Annotated in this window: 14 protein-coding genes; 5 read left to right on the forward strand and 9 right to left on the reverse strand. The window is 61.7% G+C overall.

What is annotated here, in order from left to right; all coding sequences use genetic code 11:
* The first annotated feature begins 53 nt into the window (after positions 1-53).
* The 3 genes from VOI22_RS07520 to VOI22_RS07530 are packed head-to-tail and all read left to right on the forward strand — an operon-like array spanning position 54 to position 2,908.
* Entirely contained in the window at positions 54-1,022 is a 969-nt protein-coding gene (locus VOI22_RS07520) for a hydroxyacid dehydrogenase (protein WP_323795909.1), read from the forward strand.
* A 12-nt stretch (positions 1,023-1,034) separates the two neighbouring features.
* Entirely contained in the window at positions 1,035-1,790 is a 756-nt protein-coding gene (locus VOI22_RS07525; RefSeq protein ID WP_323795910.1) for an HpcH/HpaI aldolase family protein, read from the forward strand.
* Positions 1,790-2,908, forward strand: coding sequence for a malate/lactate/ureidoglycolate dehydrogenase (locus VOI22_RS07530; protein ID WP_323795911.1), 1,119 nt, complete (start codon positions 1,790-1,792; stop codon positions 2,906-2,908). The genes VOI22_RS07525 and VOI22_RS07530 overlap by 1 nt, the downstream gene beginning before the upstream one ends.
* A 118-nt stretch (positions 2,909-3,026) precedes the next feature.
* Here the strand turns inward: VOI22_RS07530 and VOI22_RS07535 are convergent, their stop codons facing one another.
* From VOI22_RS07535 to VOI22_RS07555, 5 genes are all read right to left on the reverse strand, one after another.
* Positions 3,027-3,905, reverse strand: a complete 879-nt coding sequence (locus tag VOI22_RS07535) for an isocitrate lyase/PEP mutase family protein (protein WP_323795912.1) — start codon at positions 3,903-3,905, stop codon at positions 3,027-3,029.
* A 107-nt stretch (positions 3,906-4,012) separates the two neighbouring features.
* Positions 4,013-4,198 (reverse strand): 50S ribosomal protein L32, encoded by a 186-nt coding sequence (gene rpmF, locus VOI22_RS07540; protein ID WP_323795913.1) that lies wholly within the window; start codon positions 4,196-4,198, stop codon positions 4,013-4,015.
* A gap of 126 nt (positions 4,199-4,324) precedes the next feature.
* Positions 4,325-6,313 carry an acetyl/propionyl/methylcrotonyl-CoA carboxylase subunit alpha gene (locus VOI22_RS07545; protein WP_323795914.1) on the reverse strand — a complete coding sequence of 663 codons (1,989 nt, stop codon included), beginning with the start codon at positions 6,311-6,313 and terminating at the stop codon, positions 4,325-4,327.
* A gap of 51 nt (positions 6,314-6,364) precedes the next feature.
* Complete coding sequence (locus tag VOI22_RS07550) at positions 6,365-6,646, reverse strand: hypothetical protein (protein WP_323795915.1); 282 nt, start codon at positions 6,644-6,646, stop codon at positions 6,365-6,367.
* 65 nt (positions 6,647-6,711) lie between these two features.
* Positions 6,712-7,893 (reverse strand): pyridoxal phosphate-dependent aminotransferase, encoded by a 1,182-nt coding sequence (locus VOI22_RS07555; protein ID WP_323795916.1) that lies wholly within the window; start codon positions 7,891-7,893, stop codon positions 6,712-6,714.
* Between the two features lie 159 nt (positions 7,894-8,052).
* Between VOI22_RS07555 and VOI22_RS07560 the strand changes: the two genes are divergently transcribed.
* The gene (locus tag VOI22_RS07560; protein WP_323795917.1) at positions 8,053-8,664 is read left to right on the forward strand and encodes a histidine phosphatase family protein; all 612 of its coding nucleotides are present in this window, start codon (positions 8,053-8,055) and stop codon (positions 8,662-8,664) included.
* A gap of 142 nt (positions 8,665-8,806) precedes the next feature.
* A complete protein-coding gene (locus VOI22_RS07565) occupies positions 8,807-9,184 on the forward strand; it encodes a glyoxalase superfamily protein (RefSeq protein WP_323795918.1) in 378 nt (125 codons plus the stop codon).
* A gap of 42 nt (positions 9,185-9,226) precedes the next feature.
* On the opposite strand, the gene VOI22_RS07570 is transcribed toward VOI22_RS07565, so the two are convergent.
* The 4 genes from VOI22_RS07570 to VOI22_RS07585 are packed head-to-tail and all read right to left on the reverse strand — an operon-like array spanning position 9,227 to position 12,794.
* Complete coding sequence (locus VOI22_RS07570) at positions 9,227-10,108, reverse strand: NlpC/P60 family protein (protein ID WP_323795919.1); 882 nt, start codon at positions 10,106-10,108, stop codon at positions 9,227-9,229.
* Positions 10,105-11,283, reverse strand: a complete 1,179-nt coding sequence (locus VOI22_RS07575; RefSeq protein ID WP_323795920.1) for a VWA domain-containing protein — start codon at positions 11,281-11,283, stop codon at positions 10,105-10,107. The genes VOI22_RS07570 and VOI22_RS07575 overlap by 4 nt, the downstream gene beginning before the upstream one ends.
* Before the next feature lie 57 nt (positions 11,284-11,340).
* On the reverse strand, positions 11,341-11,943 hold the full coding sequence (locus VOI22_RS07580; RefSeq protein WP_323795921.1) for a metallophosphoesterase family protein: 603 nt from the start codon (positions 11,941-11,943) through the stop codon (positions 11,341-11,343).
* A 2-nt stretch (positions 11,944-11,945) separates the two neighbouring features.
* Positions 11,946-12,794 (reverse strand): DMT family transporter, encoded by an 849-nt coding sequence (locus tag VOI22_RS07585; protein ID WP_323795922.1) that lies wholly within the window; start codon positions 12,792-12,794, stop codon positions 11,946-11,948.
* Positions 12,795-13,137 lie beyond the last annotated feature (343 nt).

A 13,137-nucleotide genomic window follows, 5' to 3' on the forward strand; every position in this document is an offset into this window, starting at 1 on the left:
TTCCAGCCAGAGAGATCCCCAGTCTGAGTGACCCAAGCCTGAGAGACCCAAAGATGAACAAGTTTCATGTGCTGATCGTCGACAAGCTCAACGACGCCGGTCAATCCCAGTTCGACGCCCGCGACGACGTCAAAACCACGGTCCTGCAATTTGCCACCGAAGAAGAGCTGATCGCTCATGCTGGTGATATCGATGCCATTGCGGTCCAGACTACGAAGATCCCGCGCGCGGTGATCGAGGCGGCTCCCAACCTCAAGGTCGTCTCCCGCCACGGCGTCGGATACGATTCCGTCGATGTCGCGGCCCTTACCGAACGCGGCATTCCGCTATGCGTTGCCGCCACCTCAAACGCTGTGTCGGTGGCCGAGCACACAATGTATTTCATTTTGGCCCTGGCCAAGAGAAGCGTCGAGTTCGACCATGCCACACGGAACGACAATTTCTGGATCAAGCGCCAGATGGGCGCCCAGGACATTGCCGACAAGTCCCTGCTGCTGGTCGGCTTCGGCCGGATCGGTACCCGCGTTGCCAAGCGGGCGCTGGCCTTCGACATGAAGGTTTCGGTCATCGATCCCTTTGTCGATGACGAGACGATCAAGGCTGCAGGCTGCACCCCGGTAAAATATCTGGACGCGGTATTGCCACAGATGGATTTCGTCTCCCTGCACTGCCCGAAGAGCCCGGAAACGGTGAACCTCATGGGCAAGGCACAGTTCGCAGCGATGAAGCCGACCGCACATGTGATCAACACTGCACGCGGCGGCATGGTGGACGAGGATGCGCTGTACGACGCACTGACTTCCGGCGCCATCGCCGGGGCCGGCATCGACGTCTTCGCCAGCGAGCCGCCGAAACCCGAGCACCCCCTGTTCCAGCTCGACAACATCATCGTCAGCCCGCACAGCGCCGGCGTGACCGAACAATCAATCCTGCGGATGGCAAGCCAGACAGCGGAGAACGTTCTCAACGTGCTCGACGGCAAGCCAAACCCGGACACCGTCATCAACAAAGAAGTGCTCTAGGGAGGGCCGGCCATGAAAACACGACTGAAGGACTGCCTGAAGGACGGCCGCGGCGCGATCAACGGCTGGCTTTCCATTCCGAACACCTTCACCGCAGAAATCTTCGCGATGCAGGATTTCGATTCCATCACCATCGATCTGCAGCACGGCCTGGTCGATTACCAGTCAGCCGTCAGCATGCTTCAGGCAATGAGCGCATCAGATGCGACACCGATGGTCCGCCCGCCCTGGCTGGAGCCCGGCATCATCATGAAGCTGCTGGATGCCGGCGCGCTCGGCATCATCTGCCCCATGGTGAACAATCGTGCGGACGCGGAATCCTTCGTCGGCGCCTGTAATTACGTGCCCGACGGATACCGTTCCTCCGGCCCGATCCGCGCAGGAATGATCTATGGCACCGACTATCACAACCAGGCGAACAAGACGATCGTCACCCTGGCGATGGTGGAGACGGAAGAGGCGCTGGCGAATGTCGCCGAGATCGCAGCGACGCCGGGCCTGACCGGGCTGTATATCGGTCCAAGCGATCTTTCCATCTCGCTCGGTCACAAGCCAGGACTGGACCGTACCGAACCGGAAATGCTGGAAGCCATCGACAAGATCCTTGCCGCTGCCAAGGCGGCCGGAATCAAGGCGGGCATCCACTGCCTCGAGAACAGCTACGCCAAGAACATGCTCGCCAAGGGCTTTGATCTGGTGACGCTGGCCAATGACGTGCGGCTCCTCGCCTCCGCTATCAGCGCTACCGTGGGCGGCATGCGTGCCTGATGGGCGCGCAAAACGAGATCCGGGTCGCCCCGGACGTCATGATCCGGCTGGTGCGCGCGATGTTCGCGCGCGCCGGCTGCTCCGCAACGGAGGCCGCCTGCATAGCGGAGCGGCTAACCGGGGCCAATCTCCGGGGACATGACAGTCACGGTGTGATCCGGGTGCCGCGCTATCTCGAATGGGCCGAGAGCGGGCGGCAGAAGATTGGCCAGACTATCGAGATCGTCATGGAAAACGACGTCATGGCGATCCTCGACGGCAATTACGGCTTCGGCCAGACCATCGGCGAGCAGACCGTCGATCTCGGCCTGAAGAAGGTGAAACAACACGGCCTGGCTCTGACCGCGCTTCGGAATTCAGGCCATCTCGGCCGGATCGGTGATTGGGCGGAGCGGGCGGCGGCGGCCGGTGTGGCCTCGCTGCACATGGTCAATGTCCGTGGCTCCCTGCTCGTCGCCCCGTTCGGCTCCCGGGAGCGGCGCATGGGCACCTCGCCCTTCTGCATCGGCATTCCCGTCGCAGGGCAGGATCCGGTCGTACATGACTTCGCCACCTCCACAGTCGCCGAAGGCAAAGCCTTGGTCGCCCTCAGGGGCGGCAAACCATTACCCGAAGGCTCCCTGATCGACGAGAACGGCGCCCTGACGAGCGATCCCCGGCCGCTTTACGGTGATGTCCCCGAAGGCAAGGCCCCCATGCCCTACGATGGCCCTGGCGCGCTCACCGCATTCGGCGGCCACAAGGGCTCTGGCCTCAACTTCATGATGGAGATGATGGCTGGCGCCCTCACCGGCTCCGGCTGCGCTGGCGGCCCGGACGAGCCTGAGCGGCGGCGATTCTGCAATGGCATGTTGTCGATCTATATCGATACCGAGAAGTTCGACGGACAGGACAGCACGGCGGAGGAGATCAAATCCTACATCGCCTTCGTCAAAAGCGCCCGCCTGGCGGACGGTCAAAACGAAGTTCTGGTACCCGGAGAGAACGAACGGCGCGTCATGGCGGAGCGGCAAGCGGCAGGCCTGCCGCTGGCGAAAGCCGCCTGGACGGACATCCTCGGCGCCGCCCGGAAGCTCGGGTTCACTGAAGCAGAGCTGAATGCGCTCACTGCCGCATAACACCTGCTAAACCGTCATCCCTGCGCACGCAGGGACCCTGGGATGACGGATACAACTCTATGATCGACTAGGTCCAGGCTTTCCAGCGGGATGACGAATGTGTGGGAGCGTGCGGGCCTCACTCGCTCCGATAGCGCTCTTCCTGCTCGTAATACCAGTCGAACCCCACCGTCTCGTATAGCTCGTCAAAACTCAGTAGCCGGTCCGGCCCAGGATGGTTGCCCCGGGCCATCAGGGCGAGCGCATCGCGCATGGCACGGACCGAGACGTTCAACAGGGTGACACCGAACAGCAGGCACTCGAAGCCGATCGCCTCTGCCTCATTGGGGCTGAGCAGCGGGCGGCCTTCGCGTTCCAGCTGGGCGAGCAGTTTCGGCGCCTTTACACGGCTGCAAAGAGCCTCCATCTCGCCTCGGTTCTGCGGACCTTCGAAATAGACGATATCGGCGCCCCGGTCGGCGAAAGCCTCGCACCGCCAGAGCGCTTCATCCAGCCCTTCGGCAACCCGGCTGTCCGTGCGGGCGAGAATCAGCACGTCGCCGCCGCCAGCCTGGATTTCGTCTCGCATGTCGAGCGCGGCCTGCAGCCGGATCAGTGCCTCGCCGCGCGGCACCACCTCAACGCCCTTGGCGAATCCGCAGCGCTTCGGAAAGACCTGATCTTCCAGCATGATGCAGGCGATTCCCGAATCGGCGAAGCCTTTCACCGTGCGCCGGACATTGACCGGATTTCCAAATCCGGTATCCGCATCCCCGATCAGCGGGATGGAGACGGCACCCGCGATGTCCCGGGCCTGATCGAGGATTTCCTTGTAGGAGAGCAATCCCGCGTCCGGCAGGCCGATCTGCGTCGCGCTGACCGCGTAGCCGCTGACATAGGCCGCATCGAATCCGGCCTGCTCCACCAGTTTCGCGCTCATCGCGTCATAGCAGCCCGGAATCGTCAGGATTCGCCCCGACGCAAGACGTGCCCTCAGCGCCGCCGCATTTCCCGCCATCTTCGTCTCCTCCCGCCTATTTGATTGCCGGAAGAACGATAGCCCTGACGCCAAAATGGAAAAAGGCCCCAAAAGGGGCCTTTTCACGTCACGTATGCATGCCGGTCTTAGAAGGCGTCTTTGACCTTCAGGACCTGGCGGCCGCGATACATGCCGGTTTTCAGATCGATGTGGTGCGGACGGTGCAGCTCACCGGTATCCGGGCTTTCCACATACGCATCTGCTTTCACCCGATCATGGGCACGACGCATGCCGCGCTTTGACGGGGTCGTTTTCCTTTTAGGAACTGCCATGTCACTTATCCTTAGTTCGTCGGTACCGATTGCACCGACGGTGCTATCTCAGGGGCGGTGTATTAGTGGGTTTCCGGAGCAGTTGCAAGGGAAAAACCCTGCAAAACCCGTCCGGCAGGCATGCGTTTATTCGAACTCGATGATCTGCTGATCGACTGTGAGACTACCCCCGGCGGCCGCGTGGATTTTCGCCACCGTGCCGTCCTTCTCCGCGCGCAGCACATTCTCCATCTTCATGGCCTCGACCACGGCTAGTTCCTGGCCAGCCTTCACCGCGTCTCCCTCGCCCACGGCAAGCGAGACCAGCAGGCCCGGCATCGGCGACAGCAGAAATTTGCTGAGATCGGCCGCCTCTTTCTTCGGCATCCGGTCCAGCAGATCCGACGCCTTCCGGCTGATCACCTTGAACTGACGCTGCGCCCCCGCAATGGACGTATGGTAATCGATTCCCTTGCGCTCCATCTGCACCGGGAACGGATTGCCGTTAACCGTGCCGCCGAATACCGCCTCGCCAGCCCGGAGCGCGCCTCGGACGGCGTAGGTGGTGCCGCCGATGGTCACGTCGAACCCGCCGTCGACCACAACGGCATCTGCGTCCTCCGCCTCGTCGTCGTGACGAACCTTCCACGCGGTCTGTGGCGGGTTGCGGTCACTGACAGGGGTCTGGCCGGAGATCATCCGGTTACGCTCCGCATAGGCGCATTCCGCCGCCACTGCGACGGCCCGCATGGCGTTTTCGATCTCTTCGCTCACCGGCGCACCATGGAAGCCGTCCGGATATTCCTCGGCGATAAAGCCAGTCGACAACCGTCCCTCGCGGAACCGCTCATGCGCCATCACGGCGGAGAGGAAATCAACATTGTGTCCGATGCCGCGCACCAGAAACCGGTCGAGCGCCTCGGCCATCCGGTCCACCGCCTCGATCCTTGTGTCCCCGTAGGTACAGAGCTTGGCCACCATCGGATCGTAGAACATGGAAATCTCGGCGCCCTCATAGACGCCGGTATCGCAGCGAACCGTATCGCTCTCCTCCGGCGGCTGGTACCGCACCAGGCGGCCCGTGGAGGGCAGGAAGCCGCGATAGGGGTCCTCGGCATAGATCCGCGACTCAACGGCCCAGCCGGTCATCTTGATGTCGTCCTGGGTGAAAGGCAGCTTCTCGCCCGCCGCCGAACGGACCATGATCTCGACCAGATCCAGGCCGGTGACCAGTTCCGTCACCGGATGCTCCACCTGCAGCCTGGTGTTCATCTCCAGGAAATAGAAATTCCGGTCCGCATCCACGATAAACTCGACGGTACCGGCGGAGGAGTAATCCACCGCTTGTGCCAAAGCCACGGCCTCGGCGCCCATTGCGGCCCGGGTCTTCTCGTCAAGGAACGGGCTCGGCGCTTCCTCGATGACCTTCTGGTGGCGGCGCTGGATGGAGCACTCCCGCTCCCCCAGATGCACGACATTGCCGTGCTTGTCCGCGATCACCTGGATCTCGATATGACGCGGTTCTTCGACGAACTTCTCGATGAAGACTCGCTCGTCGCCGAAGCTGGAGCGTGCCTCGTTCACGGCGGAGCGGAAACCGCTCACCACCTCGTCGTCGTTATAGGCAACCCGCATGCCCTTGCCGCCACCGCCGGCGGAAGCCTTGATCATCACCGGGTAGCCGATCTCGCGGGCGACCTTGGCCGCTTCGGTGTCGTCGGCCAGGATACCGAGATAGCCCGGCACGGTGCTCACGTTCGCCGCATGCGCCAGCTTCTTCGATTCGATCTTGTCGCCCATAGCCCCGATGGCCTTGATGCCGGGACCAATAAAGGCAACGCCTTCCTTTTCCAGAGCTTCGGCAAAGGCCGCGTTCTCGGAAAGGAAACCGTATCCCGGATGCACCGCCTCGGCGCCGGTCTGCCGAATCGCATCCATGATCTTCTCGATCACGAGGTATGATTCCGCGGAGGCTGCAGGGCCGATATGCACCGCCTCGTCCGCTGTCCGGACATGCAGGGCGTCGGCGTCGGCATCGGAATAGACGGCGACGGTCTGGATGCCCATGCGCTTTGCGGTCCGCATCACGCGACAGGCGATTTCACCACGGTTGGCGATCAGGATTTTCTTGAACATGCATGGAAGTTAGCCGAGCCCCTTGAGAGCGGCAATAGGACAACGCCGTTATCAGATCAGGAAATTGATATAGGAGCCGGGCGGTGCGTCAGGATCGACATTGTCATTGGCGAGAAGCGCCATCAGCCGCTTGATCTGACGCTCGATATCGGCATCCGTTGTGGCAGTGCGCAGACGGAACCCTGGAGTCGGTGCACTGCTCGGAAGCAGCGGCGCCTGTTCTGCAACACGGGCCGGAACCGTCGCATTCGGGCGACGCACGACGGGACGGCGGACACGGCCGTTCGGCGCGCCTACGCCGCCATTTCTCGGTCCACTCGGTGTCAGTGCCATGTGCGATGCCCTCGGCTCAATCAGTGACACCGACTATAGCTGAGCAGGAATCGGGCCGCAAAGCCTTACGCTTTCGGCCCGCCCAGCATGCCCTCCAGCGCATCCATCGCCGCCGTCAGACGTTCCGGCGCGGAGGCGTAGCAGAGCCGGAGGTAGCCTTCGCCCGACGGCCCAAACGCGCTGCCCGGTGCGAGGCCGACATTGCACTTATCGATGATCTCCTTGCAGGCCGCGACCGAGTCGGTCATGCCGTCGACCGTGAAGAAGGCATAGAAGGCCGCTTTCGGCCGTGCGGAGCTGATACGTGGCCAGGTGTCGAGGCGGTCGAACACAATGTCCCGGCCCTTCAGGCAGCGGTCGCGCAGCTCCTTGATCACATGGTCTCCGTCACGCATCGCCACGATGGCGCCGCGATGCAGAAATTGCGGCACGCCGGAGGTGACGATCTGTACCAGCTTGGCGACGGTCGGACCGAGAGCCGCCGGATGGGTCAGCCAGCCGAGCCGCCAGCCGGTCATCATCCAGGACTTGGAGAAGCTGTTGATGACAAAGAGCCTGTCGTCATCCTCGGCGATCTGCAGGAAGGACGGTGCCACGTCCCGGTCGAAAACGAGCTGATGATAGACCTCGTCCGCGATGATCCAGATGCCGCGCTCCCGGGCGAAATCGAGTATCTTCTGCTGTTGCTCCTGCTCGATCATCCAGCCCGTCGGGTTGCCGGGCGAATTGATGAAGATCGCCTTGGTCCTGTCGGTGACCGCCGCGAACAGCTCATCCATATCGAGATGCCAGTCATCGTCACGCAGGCTGAGCGAGACATGCGTGCTGACGCCGCCATTGATCTCCACTGTGGAATAGATGTTCGGCCAGATCGGGCCGATCACCAGCACCTCGTCGCCCGGTGCCAGGATCATCTGCATTGCAAGTGCGAGCGACGACATGCCGCCGGTCGTCAGGCTGACACGGTCCGTGTCGAGCGCAATGTCGAAGGTCCGGTTCATATAGGCGGCAATCTCCTTGCGAAGATCCAGGATGCCGCGCTGGTCGGTATAGAAGGTCTCACCCCGGCGCATCGCGTCTGCGGCCGCTTCGGTGATGAAAGCCGGTGTCGGCAGATCGCCCTCGCCAAACCAGAGCGGGATCAGGCCCTGCCGGTCCCAGCCATGCTGGGCAACCTCGACAATGCCGGTCTCTTCCAGATTATCCACAAGAGGGTTCATCGGACCGAAATCGGGCGCGGCGGACATCAGCATCATCTTCATCCTGCAATTGGAAGCGGGCCGGGCCGGAGCACGGTGTTCGGAAAACTTTAGCTCTTTGCCCCATGCTCACAACCCCATAAAACCGATGGTACGGGTTAGCCCCGATTAACCGGACGACACTGAGTACAGAACGCGAGGAAGACGATGGGCAGGATCTATCTGATCCGGCATGGGGAGACGGTATGGAACCGGCTGGGACGGCTGCAGGGCCAGCTTGATTCCCCCCTCACCCTGACCGGTGTGCGGCAGGCCGAAGCCCATGGCCGCAAGCTCGGCGAATTGCTCGGGGCGAGCGCCCTGCCCGTACTCGCCAGCCCGCTCGGTCGCACCCGGCAGACCGCTGCTATCATCTGCGATACGGCAGGTTTGCCCTACGAGGCCGTGCGGTTCGACGAGCGGCTGATGGAAATCACCCTTGGCGAGCATGACGGCTATCATGGCTGGGGTGCGCTGGACCGAGACTTTCCGGAACACGCGACCGCCCGACAGGCCAATCCCTGGCATTACCAGCATCCGGGCGGCGAGAGCACGGAGATGGTGCGCGAAAGGCTGATCCCGGTTCTGGATGAACTGCGCGCCGCCGAAACACCGCACATCGTCATTGCCCACGGCGTGGTGAACAAGATCATGCGCGGGATCTATCTCGGGCTGAGCGAGGAAGACTGCTTCGCCCTCGACCGGCCGCAGCACGGCTTCCATGTGCTGGAGGATGGCGCGGAAGAGTTCGTGCTCAGCATCTCTCTCGAAGCCGGATAACACCGGATTAGGCGTTGCCGGTCTCCGCCTTGCATCCTAAAAAGAAGCGCGGGCACCGCCCCGGCCACTTTGTTCAGGAGATCGGGAACGTTCCGGCATCGCCCGTATCGTCGCCTGCCCTCTCCCAACCAGAGGTCATAGGATGAGCGAGCATGCCCCTCACGGCATACGGTTTGGCCGTATAGCCGCCACACTTCCCGTAAAACAAATCCAGAAAGCACACGACTTCTATGTCGGCGTCCTGGGATTCGAGAAGGTCTTCGAGAACGGCAGTCCCGTCGGCTTCATGATCCTGAAACAGGGTCAGGCCGAGTTGCATCTGACATTGCAGCCCGGCCACAAGGCTGCGCCGTTCAATGTCGCCCATATCATGGTCGACGATGTGGATGCGCTGTCCGCACTCTGCCAGCAGGCGGGGATGCGCATCGTCAAAGGGCTACAGGATAAGGATTATGGTCTGCGGGCCTTCGTCTTCGAGGACCCAGACGGTAACCGCATCGACGTCGGCGCGGCACTCTGAGGCTAGGGCGTCTCCGGCACGGCTGGCCCGTGCCGGGGCGCTTTACTCCATGTCAGGAATAGACGGCAGACGACGGATGGTCCGGATCGGGATGTCCATGTCCCGGGTCCTGTGCATGAAGTCCGCCAGTCCCTCATAAGCCACTGCCATGTGATGACCGTTGGCATGCAGCAGCATGCCCGGCTCGGCCAGGAACATGACATGGCCTTCCGTAAACAGCAGGTCCCCCGGTTGAGCCGCATCCAGCCCACCCTCGACGATCTCGCCGACAGCGGCTTCCTGCATGTCGCTATCCCTCGGCGCCGTTATCCCGGCCCGGGCCAATGCCAGTTGCACCAAAGCGGAGCAATCCAGCCCGAAGCTTGACCGCCCGCCCCAGCCATAGGGGGCGCCCATGAAAAGCTCGGCGGTCGAGAGATAGTCCGGTTCCACCTCGGTCACGTCGCACAGATGCGGCGTGTAGATCCAGCCGCCCGTCTCACCGAAATCGACCCTCGAGTAATTCCCGTCTGTCTCAGACACCCGGACCCGGGTGGAGAGATGCAGCATGTCGAGCGGGATGCTCTTCAGGTCGGGCTCCGGGAACACATAGCTCCGGAGCGCCTGGATTTCGTGACTGTAGGTCGCCTCATTATCAGGTCCGAGCCCGTCCTCGCGAACATAGCCGACATAGCCGTCGCTCTGGTTCTGGCCCCAGGCCCAGCCGTCCTTGCGCTCATAGGCGATGAAGCGCTCGTTGAACAGCAGCTCGGTCGATTGCCGCGCCGCCGCGTCCGGCGCCTCGCGCACCGACAGCCTGCCCGGCAGCACCCGGCATGCCTCGCCCGCTACATATTTCGGCGCATCGATATCGGCTTCGAGGAAATCGGCCGCTATATCCGCGCGGGCCGGGGTCAGGCGATGGTCGAACGGGTCAATCTTCACGCCATCAGGTCCTTTGTTGCCCGGTCGAGACCGTCCAGGGTGAGCGGGAACATGCGGTCCTCCATCAGGTCGCGGATCATGCTGATCGACTGGGTATAGTGCCAGTATTTTTCGGGCGTCGGGTTGAGCCAGGCAGTGCGACGGAAATGCCCGGTCAGGCGCTGCATCCAGGCGGCGCCCGCCTCCTGGTTCATATGCTCCACACTGCCGCCGGGCATGGCGATCTCGTAAGGGCTCATCGAGGCATCACCGACGAAGATCGCCTTGTATTCCGGCCCGTAAGTGTGAAGCACGTCCCAGGTCGAGGTCGCCTCCGTATGGCGGCGCCAGTTGTCCTTCCACACCTTCTCGTAGGGGCAGTTGTGGAAGTAGAAATATTCCAGATGCTTGAACTCTGACCGGGCGGCGGAGAACAGCTCCTCCGTCACCTTGATGAAGGGGTCCATGGAGCCGCCGACATCGAGGAACAGCAGCACGTTCACGTTGTTATGCCGTTCCGGCACCATCTTCAGATCGAGATAGCCGCCATTGCGCGCGGTGGAGCGGATGGTGTCGCTCATATCCAGTTCGGTCGGCGTCCCGGAGCGGGCGAAGCGGCGCAGTTTGCGGAGCGCCATCTTGATATTCCGGGTGCCTATCTCAACGGAATCGTCGAGATTGCGGAACTCGCGCTTGTCCCAGACCTTCACTGCCCGGTTATTGCGATTGCCATCCTGGCCGATGCGTACACCTTCGGGATTATAGCCATAGGCACCGAACGGGCTGCGACCGGCCGTGCCGATCCACTTGTTGCCGCCCTGGTGGCGCTTTTCCTGCTCTTCCATGCGCTGCTTCAGGGTCTCCATGAGCTTTTCCCAGCCGCCCATGGCCTCGATCTCGGCCTTTTCCTCCTCAGTCAGGTTCAGCTCCGCCATCTTGCGCAACCATTCCTCCGGGATATCCTCGCCGAACAGATCAGTGAGGTATTCCAGCCCCTTAAAGACGTGGCCGAACACCTGGTCGAACCGGTCCAGATGCCGCTCGTCCTTCACCAGCGTCGCGCGGGAGAGGTAGTAGAAATCCTCGACCGCATAATTGGCGAGCCCAGCCTGCACGGCCTCAAGAAGCATCAGGTACTCCTTCACGGAGACCGGCACTTCGGCGCGTTTCAGCTCGTAGAAAAAATTCGAAAACATGGGGATTTGTCACAGGACCAGAGAGGCCGGTCAAGCATGCTTAATGCAACCCGCCCGTCATTTGATATCGAACCAGTTCACGGTCGGCCCGAGATTCTGCACCCGCGTTCTTCCGATCTGGTCGGTCTCGCCCCAGGAATGATGAATATGGCCGCAAAGACAGAGTTCAGGTTGTCTGGTTCGGATAAAATCCGCGATGGCGGAGCTGCCGTGGCGTGAGCCATCTTTCTGCAAATCCGCTGAACCGAACGGCGGTGCATGGGTGACAAGCACCGTCGCCGGTCCGGCCTGTTCCAGCAGTGCGGCGGCACGTTCCTCACTCTCGCTGACATTCCACTCGGCATCGTTCCGATGCGGGATCTCGCCGCCAAGGCCCGTGAACGTGACCCCCTCCAGGATCACGGCCCCGCCATGCAGGTAGTGACCACCTTCCCAGCCTGTGCAGAGCCTCTCTAGTTCCTCCGGCCTGTCGTGGTTGCCGTGAACCAGTACGACCGGCTTTCCGCACCGTTTCAGAAGAGCGATCGTGTCGGATTCGCCCTCACCGCGAATTGCGAAATCACCGGCAGCGACGAGGACATCGGCCTCGCTGCTCGCCTCGACTACCTTCCGTGTAGCGCTCGCACTCCGGTGGAGGTCCGAGAATGCCAGGATACGCATCCTCAATACCTCGCAAAGCGCAGCAGAACCGCACCGATCAGGGTGGTCATGGTCGAGGCCACCTTCATCAAGTCCAGTCGCTCTTTCAGGAAAAAGACGCCAATCAGCAGCGCGAAGACAATGCTGGTCTCGCGGAGTGCCGTCACCAGTGCAATCGGCGCCTGCGTGAAAGCCCAGGTAACCGTCGCATAGGCGACGAAGGACGCACCACCACCAACAAAGAACAGCTTCTTCCCGCTGCTCCAGATGAGACCGAAGGTACCGGTCGAGCGGATCGCCACGTATATCGACATCACGATACCGTTGCCGATGGCTTGCCAGGCATAGAAACCGAGGGAGGTGCAGGCCAACCGCGCGCCCAGCCCGTCCACGAGGGAATAGGACGCGATGAAGCATCCCGTTGTCACGGCGAGCGCGGCCGCCTTTCCGTTTCGCTGTCCGTCGGCCCGCCTGACCAACGTCAGGCTGATGATGCCGGCACCGATCAGGAAGATGGCGGAAAGCTCCATCTTGCTCATTTCCACCCCCAGCACGGCGATTGAAACCGCCGCCACGATCAATGGAGCCACTCCACGGGCGATCGGATAGACCTGCGTCAAATCGCCAAAGGTGTAGGAGCCGAGAAGGAACAACTGGTAGCCGACATGCAGCCCAATCCCGGCAAGAAGGTACGGCAGCGCTTCGGCGTCTGGCAGCGGGACAAACGGCAGGGCCGCCAAGGCGAAAGGCAAATGCCCGAGCACAACGGCCGTCATGGCCATCAGCTTGTCAGCACCGTTCTTGACCAAGGCGTTCCATGCGGCATGCAGGACAGCTGCCCCGATTACGGCGATGAAAACGGTTGTCGACATTGCGAGCTTTCCTGTCTGCACGGGCTGGAATAGAAACGACGGCAAAATTCATATAGACGTATAGATGAATATTAGGTCGCACCAGCGATGGCAGCAATCAAAATAGCGTGCGTTTCAATCAATCTTCCCGTTGCACCCTTACCGGTGCACCGATAAGAACGCGTCACGGAACTGGAGATTTTATGTCCCGATGAATGCGGGCGGCCATGTGGCCACCCATCCAAGCCAGTAACAGATCACGCTTGCGCCGGTACGGCGCGACGCCTGTTGGTTTGACTTCAGCATAATTCGGAACATTCGCTCCGGCAGTTTGCCGGTAGAGGAAACATGGAAATCATCCAGA

Origin of the sequence: Nisaea sp. (assembly GCF_034670185.1) — a bacterium.
Taxonomy (GTDB): domain Bacteria; phylum Pseudomonadota; class Alphaproteobacteria; order Thalassobaculales; family Thalassobaculaceae; genus Nisaea.